Here is a 20301-nt window from a genome sequence, read left to right on the forward strand (position 1 = left end):
GTTCAGGTTTATAATTTGAAGGGTCTCCGATTAAAATCAGAGGCCCTTTTTTGTTTCTTAAGCTCGTCATCCCGACTGAAGGCAGCGGAACATCCGCTAAAACTATAAACTTATCGTTTCGCCAATTTCTGGCAGTAATAAGGTTTTATTTTCACGTGCAAACTTATCCAAAGCTACTTTAGTATCAATTTCAATTACAGGGAAAGTATTGTAATGCACGCCAATTACCTGATCGCAATCAAAATATTTAGTAGCAATTAAGGCATCATCAACATCCATGGTGTAATTTCCACCGATTGGTAGAATGGCATAATCCAGGTTATAAATGTCGGCAAGCACTTTCATTTCGATGGTTAATCCAGTATCACCTGCAAAATAAATCTGTTTACCATCTACCTCTAAAACAAAGCCAGCAGGGTTACCACCATAACTTCCATCAGGTAAACCAGATGAATGTGTTGCAGGCACCATTCGTACGGTTCCCCAATCGAAGGTAAATTTACCAAAGTTCATACCATGTACTTTTTCTATGCCTTGCTTTGCAGCCCATTCGATAACCTCCGGCATGGCAATTACCGTAGCTTGCGTTTGTTTGGCCAATTGAACCAAATCGGCTACATGGTCGGCATGGCCATGGCTCACCAAGATATAATCTGCCTCAATAGCAGTAATATCTATCTTTTTAGCAAGTGGATTGTGTGAGATAAACGGATCGAACAATAGTTTTTTTCCAGCTGCTTCTAATAAGAAACAAGATTGGCCATAATAGGTGTATTTCATGATTATTTTATCAAAATTTGAGTATAATTAATATTGGAAGCAAATAAAAGCTCATGATATTATTGCCCGAACATGCCGCCCAACCCGCCAAGCATATCCTGTGCGGAAGCTTGCATTTCTGCTGCACTTACCTGCCTCGGCACTTGCCAAAGCTTTGTTAATTGCGGTTAGTAACAACTCTTCCAACTCCTCTTTATCAGCACTTTTTAAAAATTCTTCATCAATAGAAACAGCAGTAATAGCTTTATTTGCTGTTGCTGTAATCTTTATTGCACCGTTTTCTACCTCGCCATATACTGATACAGTATCGAGGCGTTTTTTAATTTCTTCGGCTTTTTGTTGTGCCGCAAATAATTTATCGAACATAATGGATGTGTTTTATATTAAACTAAATTCTGCCTAAAATCGTATTCGCCTCATCAATAAAGCGATCGATTTTTTTTGTACCAATAAAATTTTTAAGGATTAAGGTAATTGCCTTGTTTTTGGCCGGAATTTCTATCTCCGCCCTAACTTCGGTACCCGAATAAATAAGGTTTGTTGTTTTACGGATAATCTGGAAGCGGATCAGATCATCGAAAGGATATTCTTTTACCACACGACCAGCAAATGTAGAACGGATTATTTTACGCTGAGTTTTATCAAAACGAATATTGGAAGTTGCTGCAAAAAGTAATGCCAAACCGATAACCGCCGGGAAATAGGTTATCAATAACCTTTTGATAGATCCTTCACTACTTAAAGCATTTGGGGTAAGTAGGATGGCAACAGTAATACCGATCAGGAATAATCCGATAATTAAACTGCCTATTTTATTGTCGCGCAGCAGGTAAACCCCACCCTCTTCTTTAAAAAATTTAAAATCGTAAATGGCCTGTTTAGGGATAACCGGGGCATTGGCAAAAACAAGTTCATCAATTTTTGGCAGTACTTCCTGTTGAAATTGAATGAGGTTGGCATTGGTGGCCTTGCTGTAACCAGAAGAAACGATTAAGCCTTTTCCGTGCCTGTTACTCTTTTTAAACAGCCTGTAATTAAAACCACTTCCCAGTATTTCATAGGCCTGAACCGAAGCAATATCATCAAAGGCAATAGATCCGGTAGGCAAAAAACCAATCTTTTTATATAATCTCCTGCTGTTGCCATCAAAGATAATTTTAGTTTCGGCTACAAAAACTAACAATAGTGGGATGAGCAGCATAAAGATATAATACCCAAAAGTTAAGCCGTATGAATAACCTTGAACCGACCTTGACAGATAGAAAATAAAAGCCGCAATAAGTACGAAAAAGATAATACCAATTATCCTCAAGTTTCTTTTAGGATAGATGGTTAATGTACTTGGTTCAATAATCCACTTAGTTTTTGCCATAAAAATTAATCTTCGTCTGAGCCTGGCAAACTTCCGTTGCCATGGTAAGCACCTTTACGGATAATCGGCATATCAAAGTGTTTGTATAAATCATCGAGATGCATTAAACTTCCGTTAGTTAGGTTGCCTAAAAACACAATAACAATGTTTTTGTTTAAATCTCTAACATAAATATGGCGGAAACCATGCCACCAGCCAGTATGATAAACCACTTTGTCCATTTTCTCTCCATCAAAACATTCTCCATCCATAACCATAGTTAAAGTGGCCATTTATAGGTTTATTATGTCCGGTATATGCAGAATCTAAACTTTTTTTACTTAATAATCTTCCGTTTTTCAAATATTTATCAAATAATACCAGATCGTGCACTGTACTGTAAATACCCTTATCGCCCACCGGCCCATCTAAAAAATTCTGTGCAACAGAATACCTAAAGCTATTGCGGTCATGGCCAACCACATCAACAGGTATTTTTTCATATTCAGTGGTGCTGTATACATGGGTGTGCTTTAGCCCGGCAGGCTTAAATACATGTTCCATCATATATTGAGAATAACGCTGTCCGGTTACTTTTTCAATAATGGCCCCCAAAACCATAAAATTTGAGTTGTTATAATGAAAACGGTTGTCGGGTTTGGTATACGGATTTGGTTTACGTTCGGCAATTACATCCATAACCTCTTGGTTGGTAACGCCTTTTTTCATATTGCGTTTTTCTTTCCGCCAGATATCATCGATAAAATAAACGTAGTTCATCATACCGCTTCGGTGAGAGAGCAATAGTTTCACGGTTATCCCTTCGTATGGAAAATTAGGATAAAACTTTTTTACGTTATCGTTTAGCGAAAGCTTCCCTGCTTCTACCAGTTGCATTATTGCAGTGCCTGTAAACGTTTTAGTAATCGATGCCAGCTCAAATTCTGAGTTGATGTTTAAACTATCGCGGTGCAGGTAATCAGCCCAGCCTATGGCTTTTTCGTAAAGGATCTTACCATCTTTGGCCACAAGCATATTTCCGTTGAAACCGAATTTCCGGTGTAGATTATCTACAAAATCAGCAATCCATTTATCTCCCTTTTGGGGATTGTAAACCAATAAAAGGCTATCGGCTTTGTCGTCATCTTTGGTACGGATTTTCTTTTTCAGCCGCCTTTTTCTCCTCGGATTTTTTGCTTGAACATGCAGTTAGTAAAGTTACAGAGAGGGCTAATGCTGAACAGATGTATCGAAAATTCATTTATATTAAGGATAGTGTATTTAAAACCCGAAAATTAAAGAATTTTAGACGGTTAAAACGAAAGAGTTTTACACATTTTCGCAATTTTGGTTATACCAGCACTCCAATAAATGACCTTTACTTCCATAAACCGGGTCGTTATCCGGATTTTTAACTTTTGCAATCTCATCATCTGCTTCCGGCCGCTCTTCGGCTTTGCCATATTTCATGTTGTATTCGGCACCATTCGGGTACGCGCCAACAACAGTAAAATCTTCACTTGAGTTCAGCTTTTTATGTGCAACACCTGCGGGGATAATGATTACATCACCTTTATCCAGTTCAATACAAACCCCATGATCGCCACCAAACTGCACATCGGCCTTGCCGCAGAAAACGCCCATTACCTCATGTGTATTGCTATGGTAATGGTGATAATCGAAAATACCATCAACCCAGGCATTGGTATAACCATTCTGCGCAAAAACACGTTTAATTACCTCTTCGCTGTCGTCAGGATGAAGCCTAAAGGTGCCTTTGTAAATCATTAATGGCAAAGTTGGGTTATTCGGGAAATTGCCGTTCTCTTCAATTTTATGCGCAACTAGGTAAGCTTCTTGTATCAATTTTTCTTTGTCCATGTTTTAGGGATGTTTTTATAGTTAACAAAGTTATTGGCAAAGGGTTTAAAGATTTGATTGCTTCATGCACATTTCTACAATAGCCGTCATTTGTATGAGGCATCGATTAACGGGATTCATTCAGACAGATTCCCGGCTAGATTGCACTTCGCTTCAAATGACGACTTTTTGAACAATTATTTACAACAAAAAACTATCCTATTTCTGGCTTTCAGCCCAGGCATCCATCTTTGCTTCAAAAACAGATAATGGCAAAGATCCATCTTTTAAAACTGCTGTATGAAAAGCTGCCAATTTAAACTTCTGACCTAATTCTTTTTCATACTTTGTTCTTAATTCCCTTATTTTCATTGCACCGGTTTTGTAACCCAAAGCCTGCGCAGGAATACCCATATAACGTTCGATTTCTGCCGTTGCACCTTCATCACTGATGGCCTCATTATCCGTCATATACTTTATGGCTTCCTCTCTGGTCATATTTTTAGTGTGAATGGCCACATCAACCACCAAGCGGATTGCCCTATGCATCTCATCACCCAATGCGCCCATGTGCTGATAAGGATCCTGATACAAGCCCAGTTCTTTACCCAACGATTCGCAGTACAATGCCCAACCTTCTACGTAAGCATTATGCCCACCAAAACGGCGGAAGTTAGGCAGCGATTTGTTTTCCTGCGTTAAAGAAATCTGATAATGGTGACCTGGGATTGCTTCATGAAGGAAAAGCGATTCCATTCCTGAAGTGGTATTAAAAGTTTTGGCATCTAATATAGGTACATAAAATATCCCGGGGCGTGTTCCGTCTGCCGAACCCTGATTGTACTCTGCACTGGCCGATGCTGCTCTGAAAGCTTCCGTTTGGCGTATTTCGAAAGGGGTTTTAGGCTCCACATCAAACATTTTTTTCAAATTCGGCTTCATCCTTTGGTGGATATTCTCAAAAGCAGCCAAAATTTCTTCAGGTGTTTTATAAGGCATAAATTTTTTATCCGTTTTCATGTACTCGAAAAAAGTCTTTAAATCGCCTTTAAAGCCAACCAAATTTTTGATGCTGTCCATTTGCCCTTTAATCCGGGCAACTTCTTTTAAACCTGTTTGATAAATTTCCTCGGGTGTTTTGTTGGTAGTTGTTTGTTGTTTAACCAGGTAAGTATACCAGGCCAAACCACCTGGCATGGCAGAATAACCAGATGTTGCTCGGGTTTTTGGTAAATATTCATTTTGGAGATAATCACCCAGTTTTTTATAGGTGGGGATAATCACATTGGTGATGGAGTTGCGATAAGCTGTGGTTAGTTTTTGTTTATCAGCCGCAGAAAAGCTACCAGGCATTAATTTAATCGGACCATAAAATAAACTTTCTTCGGGCTTTGCCACCACCATGCTTTGCATTTGAGGAATCATTTTTACCACCAATGCCTTAGGCAATACAATACCGGCAGCTGCACCTTTTTTAAAATTCCCAATTGCAGTATCTGCCCATACCGAAAAAGCATCTACACGCTTTAACCAGTCTTCGTAATTTTTTACGGTTTTAAACGGCTGTATCCCCGTACCCGACCCAAACTGACCAATGGTTAGCGGCAAAGCAAACATCTGGTTAAAGGGCAGGTATTCGAAATGATACTTCAAACCCTCAAGATTGATATCCAACTGATCTTTCAAGTAATCGAAAGATAATTTATCATTTGCATTCAGGCTTTCTCTATCATATTTACCCAAACTATCAAGGTAACGTTCGTTGTAAGATCTATATGCCTTTAAATAGGCTTGCGATCCATCATTGGCCAAAAGGTCGTTATACCTTTCATCACCAATGTAAGTTGCATTAATGGGATTCAATTTTAATCCGTCCTGATAGTACTGTTCGCACATGCCGGCAAAAGCTTTATTTTCAGCACTGCTATCCAGGCTGCTTTTTTGTTTACAGGCAACAAGTGCCATAATGCAGGCCGCAAATAGAAATATCTTTTTCATTTAGTTTGGTTTATGGTTCTATTCAAAAATAGTAAAATATGTGGCCATTTACTAAAAGCTTTAAACGCAAAAAAGCCATCCTGAAAGGATGGCTTTAAATATATTGTCAGCTTGAGCTGAAATTGTAAATCGCTAAGTGATTATGCTAATAACCTGATTGGTTCTTCCAATAAACCTTTTAAAGTTTGTAAGAATTGTGCACCTGTTGCGCCATCAACCACACGGTGATCGCAACCTAAAGTCAATTTCATTACATTACCAGGAACAACAGCTCCATTTTTAACCACAGGAACTTGCTGGATAGCACCAACTGATAAAATTGCACCATCAGGTGAGTTGATAATTGAAGTAAACTCATCAATACCAAACATACCCAGGTTGGAAACTGTGAAAGTAGAACCTTCCCAATCTGCTGGCTGTAATTTTTTTGCTTTTGCTTTACCACCAAAATCTTTTACTTCTGCAGAGATGTGAGATAAAGATTTGCCATCGGCAAAACGCACCACCGGAACCAATAAACCATCTTCAACAGCCATAGCCACACCAATGTTGGTATGTTCGTTAAATCTGATTTTATCGCCACCCCATGATGAATTAACCGCAGGATGTTTTTTCAATGCAACAGCAACCGCTTTAATTACGATATCGTTGAAAGAAACTTTAACAGGAGCAACTGCATTAATAGCCGTACGGGCAGCCATTGCGTTGTCCATATCAATACTGATGGTTAAATAGAAATGTGGAGCAGTAAATAAACTTTCTGCCAAACGTTTTGCAATTACTTTACGCATTTGCGAAACCGGAGCTTCAGTAAATTTAACTTCACCAACATATTGAGGAATAACCGGTGCAGGAGCAGCAGCTTTCTCAGCAGCCGGAGCCGAAGCAGATTCTGCTTTAGCCGGAGCAGCAGATGGTTTAAAGTTTTCGATATCTTTTTTAATGATACGACCACCTTCTGCACTACCTGCAACCTGTGCTAAATCGATTCCTTTATCTTTAGCAATTTTCTTTGCCAAAGGAGATGCTTTAACACGACTATCAGATGAACTTTCTGCAACAGGAGCAGATGTATTTGCATCTGCAGCTGTAGCTTGTTTTTCTTCTTTAGGTGCTTCGGCACTTTCAGCTTTAGGAGCCGGGGCAGAACCACCAGCCAAAATTCCGCTTACGTCAGTCCCTTCCGGACCAACAATAGCGATAATTCCGTTTACTTTCGCAGCAGCACCTTTTTCTACACCAATGTGCAATAAAGTTCCGGTTGCGTAGCCCATTACTTCCATAGTTGCCTTATCGGTTTCTACATCAGCAAGAACATCATCATCTTTTACTTTATCGCCAACTTTTTTATGCCATTCGGCAATTACGCCTTCGGTCATGGTATCGCTTAATAAAGGCATACGGATTACCGTTACACCTTTAGCAGCCAATTCTTCTTCAGTTAAACCACCACCTTGTGCAGGCGCAGCTTCTTCTTTTTTCTCTTCAGCTTTTGGAGCATCAGTACTTTCGGCCTTTGGTGCTTCAGCACCTTTTTCAGCTTCCAAAGCAGCTTTATAATCTTCGCCTTCTTTACCGATAACGGCCATAATGGCATCAACAGGTACAGATGATCCTTCTTCTACACCTATGTATAAAAGCGTGCCATCCCAATATGATTCCATGTCCATTGTTGCTTTATCAGTTTCTACTTCTGCTAAAACATCGCCGCTTTTCACTTTATCGCCCACTTTTTTGTGCCACTTCGCCAAAACCCCTTCGGTCATGGTGTCGCTCATCTTGGGCATTTTAATTACATCAGCCATTATATCTAATTAATTGAAATCTAAATATTGTTAGTCCATTACGTAAGGGTAGTCCTGTTGCATATATACATCTTTGTATAATTCAGATGCATCAGGCCAAGGAGATTCTTCAGCAAATTTCACTGCCTGATCTACAGTTGCTTTCACTTTAGCTTCTACTTCTTCAATCCAGGCCTGATCTGCATACTTTTCTTTAAGAATAGTTTCTCTTGCATGCTCAACCGGATCTTTTGCTTTATAATCTTCTAATTCTTCTTTGGTACGGTATTTTGCCGGATCAGACATTGAGTGACCACGGTAACGGTAAGTTCTCATTTCTAAGAAAGTAGGTCCTTCACCTTTACGTGCACGTTGAATTGCTTCATCCATTGCGTTATGAACCGCAACAGGATCCATACCATCAACCGGTGCACATGGCATATCAAAACCTAAACCTATTTTATAAATATCGGTCATGTTGGTGGTACGTTGTACTGAGGTACCCATTGCATAACCATTGTTTTCGCAAACAAAAACAACAGGCAATTTCCAAAGCATGGCCATGTTAAATGTTTCGTTTAATGCACCTTGACGCACCGCGCCATCGCCCATGTAACAAATATTAACATTGTCGGTTCCTTTATATTTTTCTGCAAAAGCAACCCCAGCACCTAATGGAATCTGACCGCCAACAATTGCATGACCACCATAAAAGTTATGTTCTTTACTGAACATGTGCATCGAACCACCTTTACCTTTAGAGCAACCTGTAGCTTTACCGTACATTTCTGCCATAATACTATCGGCACTAACTCCTAAAGCTAAGGCATGGGCATGATCACGGTAAGTTGTAATCATTGAATCACCTTTTTGCATTGCAGATATTGCACCTGCAACTACAGCTTCTTGTCCAATGTATAAATGACAAAAGCCACGTATTTTTTGTTGTCCGTATAACTGGCCAGTTTTTTCTTCGAACTTGCGCATAAGCAACATCGACTCAAACCACTTTAACCAGGTATCTTTATTTATTTCTACTGCACTCATTTTAGGATATTTGTTTTTTGCGACAGCAAATCTAATTTTTTTATTGTAATTTTTGGCACTTTCTAGTGTAAAAACATCATAGTATTAGGGTTAAAATCAGATTTAACAGTTGTTTTACAATTAAATGCAACAACTAACCGGACTTTTCAATTTTTCGGCGGTTTTAGTACGATTTCCTATAATTAAATCAACACCCTTTATCATAATACGGAATCAAATTACGATAAAATATAATTTTGTTTAAGTCGGGATTTACATAATTTAAAAAACAATAATTTTATCCCGAACCGAAATTTAATGTGAGAACGGCACGGGGAAAAAAGTCCTTTCTGTGCTTAAATATTTTTTAAAAAAACGTGGATAAAAAATAAAAATGTTAATAACTTTCACTTTTTATAAGATTACATTTGGATAACATTTGTATAATCAATACTTTTGACAACCAACAATAAGCCCATGTGGTGTACGTTAATGTGTAAGTGAATACCCAAACATAACTGTATAACATGATTAAAAAATTTTTGTTTTCAACCTTAATCGCTATCTGCACGCTCTCAACCGCATTTGCGCAAACAAAAACAAAAGAATCTGGTAAAGACCTGAACGATCCCGACAATCTTGCTTCGCAATATTTCTCACAGGTGATGGGTGTTGCAGTAGATGCAACTTCGAATTTAAAACTATATAAGTTTATATACGAATGGATCGGAACGCCATATAGTTATGGTGGAAACAGTAAAAGAGGCATTGATTGCTCGGCTTTTACCAAAGCGATTTACGACAAAGTTTTCAACACAACGATCAGAAGAAATTCCCGCGATATTTTCAGCATGGTAGATCCATTGTCTAAAGAAGATTTGAAAGAAGGTGATTTGGTTTTCTTCAAAATAAAAAGCAGAAGTATTTCTCATGTAGGAATTTACCTAGGCGACAATAGATTTGCTCACGCATCAAGTTCTCGCGGTGTGGTAATCAGTAACCTGAACGAACCTTATTACAGCCGTTACTTTTACAAAGGCGGTCGTGTTTTAGAATCGTTCAAGAAAGAATTTGAAGTAGAATAAACGAATATATAGTTAACGGTTTTCAGTTAACAGTTTAAAACATACATAATCCTCCTAAAGAAATTTTGGAGGATTTTTTTATACCGCTTAAATCAATAATGAAGTTCTTCAATACACTAATGATATCCGCTATTGCACTGATTATTTTGATTAGTTGCACCAGTAATAATGCCCAGATTACCACTACAGTTGCCAAAAAGGATACCGTAATCAGAAAAATAAAAGATACGATATCCATTACTGCTGTAGGCGATATTATGCTTGGCTCAGCATTTCCTTCAAAAACAAATTTGCCACCCGATGACGCTTTAAATAGTTTTGATGCGGTAGATAGCCTGTTAAAAGGTGATATCGTTTTCGGGAACCTTGAAGGTTGTTTCCTTAATTCTGGCAACTCTAATAAATGTAATGGCATCAACCCTAACAACTGTTACGCATTTAGAATGCCTGAACGGTATGCAGGAATTTACAAAAGTGCAGGCTTTAATGTTTTAAGCATAGCAAACAACCATGTTGGCGACTTTGATGCGAAAGGACGTAAAAACACCGCAAGAATTTTGGATTCGTTACAGATTCATTATGCGGGTCAAGTAAACAAACCATTCGAAATTTTTGAAAAGGATAGTGTAAAATATGCTTTCTGTGCTTTTGCACCAAATGAAAATACCGTTTCTATTAATAAGATAGATAGTGCCAAAGCTTTAGTAACCCGTTTAAAAAAGATGGCCGATATTGTAATCGTTTCTTTTCACGGCGGGGGCGAAGGTGCCAGGTTTGAGCATGTGCCGCGCAAAAATGAGATTTTTTACAATGAAAACAGAGGCAATGTATATGCGTTTGCACATGCCGTTATAGATGCCGGTGCAGATGTAGTACTAGGCCATGGCCCACATGTAACCCGTGCGGTTGAAGTATATAAAAATAAATTTATTGCTTACAGTCTGGGTAATTTTTGCACTTATGGCATGTTCAGCCTAAAAGGAAATAATGGCATTGCTCCTTTGCTACAGCTTAAAATAAACGCTAAAGGAGATTTTCTTTTTGCGGATATCGTTTCCGTTAAACAGGATAAAATCAACCGTTTGACATTGGATGATAATTATGGTGCCTTTAAAAGGATTAAAGAATTAACGGATATTGATTTCATTGGCCATCAGCTGAAATTTGCTGATAACAGGATTAGCTTAAAAGATTAATCTTCTAAGACATCAATCTCAATTTATTTAAGAATATTTGCGCCATGAAAACCGGATTAATCATTCATTATATCATAGGTATTGCAGCGGCACTTTTGGTGTTGGCAGCAGCTTATTACATCAATCAGAATCCTAAGAACTTATTATCGGCAGGTATTATTATTTTAGCGGCGTGCCTTGTTGCTTTTAGTCAATACCAGATTATTAAGCAAAAAAAGAAACAGAAGTGATTCAGTTAATTTAGCGAACAAAATGCCGATTAAGAATAAAAACAATTTGGGATAACCTCAGAGCACCTTCGATACTCCTCCAGCTATCCCAAAAAATAAGACAAAAACAATAGCTTAGCTTTCGTCTTTAGTGTTTTTTACCAAGCCAATGCCTGATACGAAGAATATCAATCCGATGATTCCATAAACCATCAAACCTCTTGAGTTTTGATTGTGGTTTACAAAACCATACCCTGCGTATATTAGGCCTATTATTCCTAATATAGTTAATACGGTTCCAAAAGTGCGTTTTACATTCATGAGGTTATTTTTTAATATGACTAATACAAAATAACTTTGCTTTTGTTTTAAATCGATCAAAAAAGTGCTTGTGTTGTAAATGCAATTTGCCTGTAAATTATCTCTTCCAGAAATTTTATAAAAACAGTAAATACCTATCAGACAAAATATTACAAAAAAAACCGTCATCTCGACTGGAGCGTAACGAAATGGGGAGACCTATATATTCAGATATCCCGACTGCGTTAAACTCCGCTCGAAATGACGATTCTATAATTTAATTTTAATCAATTGCTTACCAAACACCCAAGCGGTTTGCAGGTGCAACATACATTTTTGCCGTAACAGGTATATTGAAAGCTTTGTAAAACGCCTCCATATTGTAAACCGGGCCATTTACCCGGAACATTTCTGGGCTATGCGGATCCGTTTTTATCCTTACACGCATACTTTCATCACGGGTTTTCATTCTCCATACCTGGGCAAAACTTAAAAAGAAACGTTGATCTGGCGTAAAACCATCAATCTTTTTATCGCCTTTTCCCTGCTCAGTTAATTTAAATGCATCATAAGCGATGTTCAATCCACCAATATCGGCAAGGTTTTCGCCTAAAGTTAATGAACCGTTAACGTGCTGATTATCCAGCAAAGTGAAGTTGTTGTAAAATGTTTCAACCTTACCCACTTTAGCTTTAAATTTATCTGCATCAGCTTTGGTCCACCATTCTTTTAAATTGCCTACAGCATCATACTGGCGGCCCTGATCATCAAAACCATGTGTCATTTCATGTCCGATTACCGCACCTATAGCACCATAGTTTATTGCATCATCAGCCGCGAAATCAAAGAAAGGAAACTGCAAAATTCCCGCAGGGAATACAATTTCGTTAAATGAAGGATTATAGTAGGCATTCACTGTAGGCGGAGTTATTCCCCACTCCGTTTTATCAACTTTTTTGCCCAGCTTATCCATCATTTCTTTATAGCCGTGCTTATTTGCTGATTGGAGGTTTGCATAATACGTATTTTTGGAAACCTCTACATCATCATATTTTTTCCATTTATCCGGATAGCCGATTTTTTTAATAAATGCATTTAATTTCTCCAAAGCTTTCTTTTTAGTTTCCGGGGTCATCCAATCCACTTTCTGAATCCGTTCTGCATATACCTTTTGTAAGTTATTTACCAAAGTCAACATGCGTTCTTTCGCTTCCGGTTTAAAGTACTTTTCGGCATACAATTGACCTAAAAGTTCTCCTAAACTATTGTCTGTAGCGTTTACAATGGATTTCCACCTTTCTGTTAGTGCCTGCTGACCATATAGCGTTTTGGAGAAGAAATTGAATTTAGCCGCTCTGAATTTTTTGGTAAAAGCATTGGCCGATCGGTTTAAGGCATCAAATTTTAGCTTTTCTTTCCAAACCTCAATAGGTTGGCTTTTTAACAGGCCTGATAAAGTTTGATAATATTTCGGCTGTCTAACAATAATCGTATCAGTAGTTGCGCCTAATTTATTCAACACAGATTTCCACTCAATATTCGGTGTTTGTTTCTGGAAATCGGCCACTGTCATTTTGTTATAGTTTTTTTGTGGATCGCGGAGCTGAACAGGTGTTGAATGCGATTGTGCAATGGCAGTTTCTAACTTTAAAATGTTATCTGCATACTTTGCTGCATTTATTGAATCGCCTGCAAGACTAAAAATCTTTGTGATGTAGTTAATATACTCTGCTCTTATTTTTTTTGCTTTATCATCCTGATCCAGGTAATAGCTCCGATCGGGTAAGGTAAGGCCTGCCTGTGAAAATGCCAGCGCATTTATGGTACTCAGTTTATCATCGGGCTCTACACTAAAACTTAGCAAACCACCTTCGCCATTTTTATAACCATCAGCCACAAAGTTGATTAAATCTTTATCATTTTTTATCCCGTCAATTTTCGAAAGTAAAGGTTTTATAGGTTCGATACCTAATTTTTCGATGGTAAGTGTATCCATTCCACTCGCATAAAAATCGCCAACTTTTTGCTCGGCACTTCCCCTAGCACCATCTGAATTTGACGCGCTTTCAAGAATCTTATCCAAGTTTTTGAGGTTATCATTATACAAAACATAAAAAGAGCCCCATCCGGTTTCTGTTTTTGGAATCTCGGTGTTTTTAATCCATTTGCCATTTGCATACAGGAAAAAATTATCACCTGGCTTAACTGTGGTATCCATACCTGTTTTATCAAAAAATTCGGTACGCGCAGTTATCGTTTCGGTTTCCTGATGTTTCTTATTCTGACAAGCAGCAAACAACAAAATGCTGGCCGCCGGAAGAATTAATTTAGTTTTCATTGTTTATGAATTAGTTAGAAAAACTTAAAGCTACTAAATGCCTGATGTAGTTTGCATGAATTTTTTATAACTTCATAAAAAAATCTAATTATGCAATACACCATTTACATTGTAGTTATAGTAGCTTTTATTATTCTACTCAGCTCGTTTGTTACTGTTAAACAAGGAACCATTGCCGTGGTAACGGTTTTCGGTAAATACCGCCGTCAGTTAAGGCCGGGGTTAAACTTTAAAATTCCGTTGATAGAACAGATTTATTCGCGTATTTCGATTCAAAACCGTTCGGTAGAACTTTCATTCCAGGCGGTAACGCAAGATCAGGCCAATGTATATTTTAAAGCCATGCTTTTATATTCTGTAGTAAACCAGGATGAAGAAACCATTAAAAATGTAGCCTTTAAATTCGTAGATGCCACTAACCTTATGCAAGCGTTGATCAGAACGATTGAAGGCTCAATCAGGGCATATGTAGCTACACAAAAACAAGCCAACGTATTGGCTCAGCGTAATGAAATTGTACTGCATGTTAAGGAACAGATAGACCAGGTACTGGATGGCTGGGGTTATCACCTTCAGGATCTTCAGTTGAATGATATTACCTTTGATGAAGAAATTATGCGCTCAATGAGCCGTGTGGTGGCTTCAAACAACCTTAAAGCTGCCGCAGAAAATGAAGGTCAGGCTTTGTTGATTACCAAAACTAAAGCTGCAGAAGCTGATGGTAATGCCATTAAAATTGCAGCAACAGCAGAGCGTGAGGCTGCGCAATTGCGCGGCCAAGGTATTGCTTTATTCAGAGCTGAGGTTGCCCATGGTATGAGCAAAGCTGCACAGGAAATGGAACAGGCTAACCTGGATATTTCGGTAATTTTATTTACCATGTGGACTGAATCGATCAAACACTTTGCAGAAAATGGGGATGGTAATGTAATCTTTTTAGATGGAAGTGCCGATGGAATGAATAAAACCATGAAAGAAATGATGGCGATGCAATTGAATAAACAAACTGAACCCTCTTCAAAGAAAGCCTAGCCTATTTTGAAGTGCAGTAGGATGTTAGCATTAGACAGTTAACCAGATTAAATTGCTATATCGGATAAGAATATCCGAAATCACAATAATTTAGACCTCTTAGATTTGATAGGCCAGGTGCCGATGAAACCTCCGAAGTGTTTGTAATATATAAAAGGCCGCTTCAGCAAAAAACTAAAGCGGCCTTTTTGGTTAAAAATATTTCTGATTAATTATTCTTAGGCATTAAACCTAAGTTCATTACATAATTACCTGATTGTTGCATAAAATCGCCCATAACTTTTAACGATTCATCTTCGATAAAATCGTAAGCATCCTGTTTGGTAATTTTATCTCCTTTTTTAATTGCAGGCAATCCGCGCAATGCTCTTAATTCATTTTGTCTGGTAAGTGTTTTCGCTTCCTGAGCTTCACGTTCAGCTTTAAGCTTGGCTTCATTTAACGTTACAGAAACCTCAGCATCGCGTTTTTTAAGATCGGCGATATCTTGTTTCAGGTATTTAAAATCCAATGAATTTGCAACACGTTGCTCACTGTTTTTCATCAACTGTGCCTTAACGGTTGTTAAGTTTGCAACTGCTTTAAAGTTAGAACTTGGAATAACATCCCAAGGCAATGCAGATGGCTCAGTATCTTCACCAATTTTATCCATCGGATAAATAGAAGGGAAAACAACATCAGGCGTTACACCTTTGTGTTGGGTACTGCTTCCGGCCACACGGTAAAATTTAGCCATGGTTAAGTTAATCTGACCTAAATTAATATCAGCAGGGCTCGTGCCGTTTGGCGAAGTACCTACCGTTTTATCTTTAGAAACCAACCCGGCAACTCTTTGTAACATGCTTGGGTTTACCAATTTATTTAAATCGATAGAAGATTGAACAGTACCTTTACCATAGGTTTGGCTTCCCATAATAATACCACGTCCGTAATCTTGTATTGCCCCTGCAAAAATCTCTGATGCTGATGCACTTAGGCGGTCTACCATTACACCAAAAGGACCATCCCATGCTACACCACTATTTTCGTCTTCATCTACTTCAATTTTGCCACGTAAATCTTTTACCTGAACAACCGGGCCTTTATCAATAAACAAACCTGTTAATGAAATGGCTTCTACTAAAGAACCACCTCCATTACCGCGTAAATCCAATACAATTGCATTTACTTTATCATATGTTTTTAACGAATCGATCAGTTTTCTTACATCACGTGTGGTACTTTTATAATTTTTATCACCAGCATTTGCTGCTTTAAAATCAGCGTAGAATGCAGGCAGCGTAATTATTCCGATCTTAATGTCTTTACCGTTGCTGTTGATCGTTTTAACTTTTTTCTTGGCAGAGGTTTCTTCCAAAATAATTTTATCGCGAACCAATTCAATTATGACTGGTTTTGATGACATTTCTTTACCTACCGGGATAACTTTTAAGCGGACTTTTGTGCCTTTAGGACCTTTAATTTTAGTTACGGTATTGTCTAATCTCCAGCCCACAACATCAACAAATTCACCATCGCCTTGCGCTACAGCAATAATCCTGTCGCCGGCACTTAATTGTTTGCCTTTAAAAGCAGGTCCGCCGGCTATAATTTCCGAAATTTTAACCACTTCATTTTCCAATTGTAAACGGGCACCAATACCTTCAAATGAGCGCGACATATCCTCGTTAAAGGCAACCGCATTGCTAGGGTTAAAATAGTTGGTATGCGGATCGATTGATTCGGTAAATGCATCCATCAAAATCTGGAAAACATCCTGATTGTTTGTTTTTGAAGTTTGAGATTGCAGGTTTTGATAACGTTTTGTTAATGTTTCTACATTCTTGGCTTCAGCTGTTCCTGCTAGGTTTAAATTGATCAGTTCATATTTAACACGTTTTTTCCAGGTATCATTTAAAGCTGTTGAAGAAACTGCCCAAGGCATTTTCTCCCTGTCGTAAACATAGGTATCGGTTTGATTGAAATCGAATTTGGTTTTGATCTGCGCTAAAGAGTAGCTAAAGTATTCGTTTAACCTTTTGGCATAAACATTATAGATGAAAAACGGGCCACTTAAATCGCCATTTTTAAAATCATCATCAAGTGTATACCTGTATTTTTCGAATTCCTTGATATCCGATGCTAAGAAATAATTCTTGCCCTGGTCTAGAGATTTAATGTACTTATCTAAAATAATAGAAGATATGGAATCATTAATCTGAATTTTTTTGTAATTATAGCTTTCAATCAGGTTTACAACCTCCTTAATAACCAATTGTTGTTGCCTCATCAGGTTTTACATTGGTAACACCCTCAACCATGGGCTGAGTTTTAGGTGCAGCATGACAAGCAAGTACTGCCGCAGTAAAAATTACAAAAAATATTCTCTTTAACATCTCTTTAAATGATTTAAAATCCATTTCCAATTCTATATAGCCAATATGATACCATTTTAGCAAAAAAACAAAAAAGAGACAGCATTATTACCGTCTCTTGTTAAAACTTTATCAAATCTAACTAAAAGCTTTTTATTTAACAATTTCTATAGGAGAACGTTGAGCCTTATTTTTTGTTTTAAAAGGGAACTGATTTTGACTAATTAAAGACGCAAAAAGATCAGCTATGAGGAAGAAGAGAGGGTTTAAATGCTTAAACTAGCTTGGATTTACTTTTTTGCTTGTTGTTTTACTTGCAATTACTTCTCTTGCATCTTTAATCTGTGATTTATATTGAGAAGTTTTAATTGAATTGGCAATCCATTCTGCTGATTTAAGATCGCGGAGGGCAAGTGTGAAATCCTTCTTTTTGATTTTTACCTGAACAATCCCTAAAATAGATTCGATGTATGCGTTATTATTTTTGGATTGTTTTGCAAGGATACCCTGTTGAGTATAAAACCACATCGACTGCGTGTATTTGGTATCTGCCAGATAAACTTTACCCAATAGGCTATAAGTATTCATTACACCCGCTCTATTGCCTGTTTTAGAATAGTTTTTTAGCGCAACGTTTAAAAGAATCTGTTCTGCATCACTAAAACGGCCCAACTGATAATGCATGCTGCTCATTTTGATAATGGCCTGACCGTACCTGTTGAAGTTTTTTACGGCATTATATTCGAAAGCGGCTTTTCCGAATAAGGTAAGGGCTTCGTTAAAATCTCCTTTTCGCTCTAAATCTTCTGCTTCCTCAAAAAAAGAATTTCCGTCTTCCAAATCAAATTTAGATACCGCAATATTAATAGCGCTACCTCCATTTGGTTCCTGGATTTCAGTTTTATCTATGTTTTTGAGCTTGTAATTGTAATGATGCGAAAAGGCCAATCAAAGCCAATACAATCTTGGTCATGCAACAAAAATAATACTTTAAATCTAATTTCAGCTAAATACCTGTAAATTAACATCAAAAGATGCCCAAACCATGTATGGGTGTGAATCGCAATGGTATACCTCGCCTGTAGCGGTTATGCCAACAACTCCTGCAAAGCCATCAAAAGCCTTAAGTTCATCAAAAGATTTATCAGATGCATCTTTCAAAGAAAAGCCATCAGTAACACGGGTAACGATTTTAGCAGCCAGTGCCCCGCTCACTATATCTTCGCCAACACCTGTACAGGAAATACCTGCATATTGATTTGCATAGTTGCCCGCAACAGTTGCAGAATCACTCACCCGGCAAGGAATTTCGAACCCTTTGCCACCGGTTGATGTTGCAGCAGCCAAATTTCCATCTGCATCGAGCGCAACACAACCTACAGTGCCTTTATTGTTTTTTGAATTTAATTTAGCTTCATACTCTGATTGACGTTGCGCGGTAATGGGATTAAAATAGTCGAACCCATTATCCCTGGCAAACTGCTGTGCACCAGCTCCGCTTAAAACACGGTCGTCATAAGTTAATAAGTTCTGTGCAATTTCAATCGGGTTTTTAACATCCTCAATATTGATCACTCCACTAAATTTTTCTGTTTTGCCATCCATTAAAGCAGCACTTAACCTCACCTTACCATCACTTTGGATCTGTGAGCCAATACCTGCATTAAATAACTCATTATCCTCCAGCAGTGCAACAGTATACACAACGGTTTCTAAAGCCGTATGCGTTTTTAAATATTCATGCCCAAGCGTAACAATTGAAGCCAAAGCATCTTGTTTCGCCTTTTTTGTTTCCTGATTGGTAGACGATTCACTAGAAAAAGCCTCCGTGTATGATGAGTTTCATCTGTTAAATTTGTGTATTAAAACAATTATTATGAGCTTTTGGCTTTAAATCCTACACCATAATCTTCTTTTAAGATATTGGAATAACTTTTGGATGATGAATAACCAAACTATGGTCTGTTAAATCATAAACGTCACCATCACACATTACATGTACCACCATATTTTTAATCGAAACCGGTTGGCCCATTTCTACATCGGTTAAATTGGTATCGGCCATATTGCGTCCATCTACCAAAATCACCATCCCCGAGCCGATCGCTTCCATAATATGCCCGTCGGAGATAAAAAGACCTGTATCTTCGCCAAGGCCGATGCCTAAAATACCCGGGTTACTGGCCGCAGCATATAGTAAACGGCCAATTCTGCCGCGCTGAACAAAGTGTGTATCTACAATAACATCATCAATAAAGCCAAGGCCACCTGTAATTTTCACTTCCCCTTTTAACAAAGCATCTTTACTGCTACCCTGGTAAATCATGTTTTTAGAACTCGCCGCTGCACCTGCAGAAGTACCTGCAATTACCACAGGTTCATTTCTATATTTTTCGAGTAAAATCTGGTGAATTTTTGTTCCGCCGAAGATCGAAGAAAGACGGAGTTGATCGCCACCCGTAAAAATAATTACCTCAGCTGCTTTGATCCGTTCGTAATTTTCGTCAGAATTGGCTTCTTCACGATTGGTGATATTTAATACACCAACATTATGAACATCCAGTTGTGCGTAAGCCTTTATGTACTCTTCGCCAACTTTTTCGGGCATTAATGAAGCCGTAGTAATGATTTCGAAGCGGGATTGTGTGTCTCTTAACGATTCTGTAGTAATCCGTTTAAGAATTCCACGCTCAAAAAAATTCATGTTTTCAGGGAGGCCAAATTGCGTTTCTGCGAAGCTACCTGTGTTTATTGCGCCGCCAATAATGATGAGTTTACCTTTCGGAACCATTCTTTGTGTATTATATTGTATCAAAAAACCCAAATATATAGGCTTAAGATAAAAAAACACGACTTTTTTTGTCAATAATATTCAAATTATTAACAAACCTTAAAATAATCTAACCTAAATTTAACGTTATTGTACTTGAAAATAAAACAAATACACCTTAAAATTGATTTAGCTAAATGAGGCACCTATTTTCAAAA

The 20301-nt window shown here is 37.9% G+C and carries 17 protein-coding genes and 2 pseudogenes; 4 read left to right on the forward strand and 15 right to left on the reverse strand.

The annotated features are described in order from the left end of the window. Positions 1-102 precede the first annotated feature (102 nt). From AC0IWE_RS19475 to pdhA, 8 genes and pseudogenes are all read right to left on the reverse strand, one after another. Positions 103-780: a metal-dependent hydrolase gene (locus AC0IWE_RS19475; RefSeq protein WP_055902966.1), complete on the reverse strand. Its 678-nt coding sequence runs from the start codon at positions 778-780 to the stop codon at positions 103-105. Between the two features lie 59 nt (positions 781-839). After that, a pseudogene (locus AC0IWE_RS19480) lies at positions 840-1146 on the reverse strand (YbaB/EbfC family nucleoid-associated protein). Positions 1147-1168: 22 nt separating this feature from the next. After that, positions 1169-2152 carry a hypothetical protein gene (locus AC0IWE_RS19485; RefSeq protein ID WP_471794385.1) on the reverse strand — a complete coding sequence of 328 codons (984 nt, stop codon included), beginning with the start codon at positions 2150-2152 and terminating at the stop codon, positions 1169-1171. 5 nt (positions 2153-2157) lie between these two features. Then, positions 2158-3392, reverse strand: a pseudogene (locus AC0IWE_RS19490) (serine hydrolase domain-containing protein). Between the two features lie 68 nt (positions 3393-3460). Continuing rightward, positions 3461-4012, reverse strand: coding sequence for a cupin domain-containing protein (locus AC0IWE_RS19495; RefSeq protein ID WP_471794386.1), 552 nt, complete (start codon positions 4010-4012; stop codon positions 3461-3463). A 198-nt stretch (positions 4013-4210) separates the two neighbouring features. After that, on the reverse strand, positions 4211-5989 hold the full coding sequence (locus AC0IWE_RS19500; protein WP_471794387.1) for a DUF885 domain-containing protein: 1779 nt from the start codon (positions 5987-5989) through the stop codon (positions 4211-4213). A 140-nt stretch (positions 5990-6129) separates the two neighbouring features. Next, positions 6130-7794 (reverse strand): dihydrolipoamide acetyltransferase family protein, encoded by a 1665-nt coding sequence (locus tag AC0IWE_RS19505; protein ID WP_055902980.1) that lies wholly within the window; start codon positions 7792-7794, stop codon positions 6130-6132. Positions 7795-7824: 30 nt separating this feature from the next. Continuing rightward, positions 7825-8820 (reverse strand): pyruvate dehydrogenase (acetyl-transferring) E1 component subunit alpha, encoded by a 996-nt coding sequence (pdhA, locus tag AC0IWE_RS19510; RefSeq protein ID WP_269426432.1) that lies wholly within the window; start codon positions 8818-8820, stop codon positions 7825-7827. A gap of 506 nt (positions 8821-9326) precedes the next feature. Here pdhA and AC0IWE_RS19515 point away from each other — a divergent pair. From AC0IWE_RS19515 to AC0IWE_RS19525, 3 genes are all read left to right on the forward strand, one after another. Further along, a complete protein-coding gene (locus tag AC0IWE_RS19515) occupies positions 9327-9884 on the forward strand; it encodes a C40 family peptidase (protein WP_055902984.1) in 558 nt (185 codons plus the stop codon). A 98-nt stretch (positions 9885-9982) separates the two neighbouring features. Beyond that, a complete protein-coding gene (locus tag AC0IWE_RS19520) occupies positions 9983-11080 on the forward strand; it encodes a CapA family protein (protein ID WP_055902986.1) in 1098 nt (365 codons plus the stop codon). A 44-nt stretch (positions 11081-11124) separates the two neighbouring features. Further along, positions 11125-11310: a hypothetical protein gene (locus AC0IWE_RS19525; RefSeq protein ID WP_471794388.1), complete on the forward strand. Its 186-nt coding sequence runs from the start codon at positions 11125-11127 to the stop codon at positions 11308-11310. A 114-nt stretch (positions 11311-11424) separates the two neighbouring features. Here the strand turns inward: AC0IWE_RS19525 and AC0IWE_RS19530 are convergent, their stop codons facing one another. Continuing rightward, complete coding sequence (locus tag AC0IWE_RS19530) at positions 11425-11610, reverse strand: hypothetical protein (RefSeq protein ID WP_055903108.1); 186 nt, start codon at positions 11608-11610, stop codon at positions 11425-11427. 274 nt (positions 11611-11884) lie between these two features. Continuing rightward, a complete protein-coding gene (locus AC0IWE_RS19535) occupies positions 11885-13927 on the reverse strand; it encodes a M13 family metallopeptidase (RefSeq protein WP_471794389.1) in 2043 nt (680 codons plus the stop codon). Positions 13928-14017: 90 nt separating this feature from the next. Between AC0IWE_RS19535 and AC0IWE_RS19540 the strand changes: the two genes are divergently transcribed. Further along, the gene (locus tag AC0IWE_RS19540; protein ID WP_055902995.1) at positions 14018-14959 is read left to right on the forward strand and encodes an SPFH domain-containing protein; all 942 of its coding nucleotides are present in this window, start codon (positions 14018-14020) and stop codon (positions 14957-14959) included. A gap of 208 nt (positions 14960-15167) precedes the next feature. Here the strand turns inward: AC0IWE_RS19540 and AC0IWE_RS19545 are convergent, their stop codons facing one another. The 5 genes from AC0IWE_RS19545 to AC0IWE_RS19565 all read right to left on the reverse strand — a co-directional run bounded on the left by AC0IWE_RS19545 (position 15168) and on the right by AC0IWE_RS19565 (position 20104). After that, positions 15168-17228 carry a carboxy terminal-processing peptidase gene (locus AC0IWE_RS19545; protein WP_471794390.1) on the reverse strand — a complete coding sequence of 687 codons (2061 nt, stop codon included), beginning with the start codon at positions 17226-17228 and terminating at the stop codon, positions 15168-15170. Then, positions 17203-17358, reverse strand: a complete 156-nt coding sequence (locus AC0IWE_RS19550) for a hypothetical protein (protein ID WP_471794391.1) — start codon at positions 17356-17358, stop codon at positions 17203-17205. The genes AC0IWE_RS19545 and AC0IWE_RS19550 overlap by 26 nt, the downstream gene beginning before the upstream one ends. 234 nt (positions 17359-17592) lie before the next feature. Further along, the gene (locus tag AC0IWE_RS19555; protein WP_471794392.1) at positions 17593-18153 is read right to left on the reverse strand and encodes a hypothetical protein; all 561 of its coding nucleotides are present in this window, start codon (positions 18151-18153) and stop codon (positions 17593-17595) included. A 162-nt stretch (positions 18154-18315) separates the two neighbouring features. Next, the gene (locus AC0IWE_RS19560) at positions 18316-19080 is read right to left on the reverse strand and encodes an isoaspartyl peptidase/L-asparaginase (RefSeq protein ID WP_471794393.1); all 765 of its coding nucleotides are present in this window, start codon (positions 19078-19080) and stop codon (positions 18316-18318) included. Positions 19081-19228: 148 nt separating this feature from the next. Beyond that, entirely contained in the window at positions 19229-20104 is an 876-nt protein-coding gene (locus AC0IWE_RS19565; protein WP_055903005.1) for a cyanophycinase, read from the reverse strand. Between the last annotated feature and the right edge of the window lie 197 nt (positions 20105-20301).

This window comes from Pedobacter sp. AC402 (assembly GCF_979252805.1).

Excerpts from the sequence above, each read along its gene's own strand:
- AC0IWE_RS19520 (WP_055902986.1), top strand. The coding sequence starts at position 9,983 with ATGAAGTTCTTCAATACACTAATGATATCCGCTATTGCACTGATTATT.
- AC0IWE_RS19495 (WP_471794386.1), bottom strand. The coding sequence starts at position 4,012 with ATGGACAAAGAAAAATTGATACAAGAAGCTTACCTAGTTGCGCATAAA.
- AC0IWE_RS19540 (WP_055902995.1), top strand. The coding sequence starts at position 14,018 with ATGCAATACACCATTTACATTGTAGTTATAGTAGCTTTTATTATTCTA.
- AC0IWE_RS19500 (WP_471794387.1), bottom strand. The coding sequence starts at position 5,989 with ATGAAAAAGATATTTCTATTTGCGGCCTGCATTATGGCACTTGTTGCC.
- AC0IWE_RS19545 (WP_471794390.1), bottom strand. The coding sequence starts at position 17,228 with ATGAGGCAACAACAATTGGTTATTAAGGAGGTTGTAAACCTGATTGAA.
- AC0IWE_RS19530 (WP_055903108.1), bottom strand. The coding sequence starts at position 11,610 with ATGAATGTAAAACGCACTTTTGGAACCGTATTAACTATATTAGGAATA.
- AC0IWE_RS19485 (WP_471794385.1), bottom strand. The coding sequence starts at position 2,152 with ATGGCAAAAACTAAGTGGATTATTGAACCAAGTACATTAACCATCTAT.
- AC0IWE_RS19505 (WP_055902980.1), bottom strand. The coding sequence starts at position 7,794 with ATGGCTGATGTAATTAAAATGCCCAAGATGAGCGACACCATGACCGAA.
- AC0IWE_RS19525 (WP_471794388.1), top strand. The coding sequence starts at position 11,125 with ATGAAAACCGGATTAATCATTCATTATATCATAGGTATTGCAGCGGCA.
- AC0IWE_RS19515 (WP_055902984.1), top strand. The coding sequence starts at position 9,327 with ATGATTAAAAAATTTTTGTTTTCAACCTTAATCGCTATCTGCACGCTC.
- AC0IWE_RS19550 (WP_471794391.1), bottom strand. The coding sequence starts at position 17,358 with ATGGATTTTAAATCATTTAAAGAGATGTTAAAGAGAATATTTTTTGTA.
- AC0IWE_RS19475 (WP_055902966.1), bottom strand. The coding sequence starts at position 780 with ATGAAATACACCTATTATGGCCAATCTTGTTTCTTATTAGAAGCAGCT.
- AC0IWE_RS19535 (WP_471794389.1), bottom strand. The coding sequence starts at position 13,927 with ATGAAAACTAAATTAATTCTTCCGGCGGCCAGCATTTTGTTGTTTGCT.
- AC0IWE_RS19565 (WP_055903005.1), bottom strand. The coding sequence starts at position 20,104 with ATGGTTCCGAAAGGTAAACTCATCATTATTGGCGGCGCAATAAACACA.
- pdhA (WP_269426432.1), bottom strand. The coding sequence starts at position 8,820 with ATGAGTGCAGTAGAAATAAATAAAGATACCTGGTTAAAGTGGTTTGAG.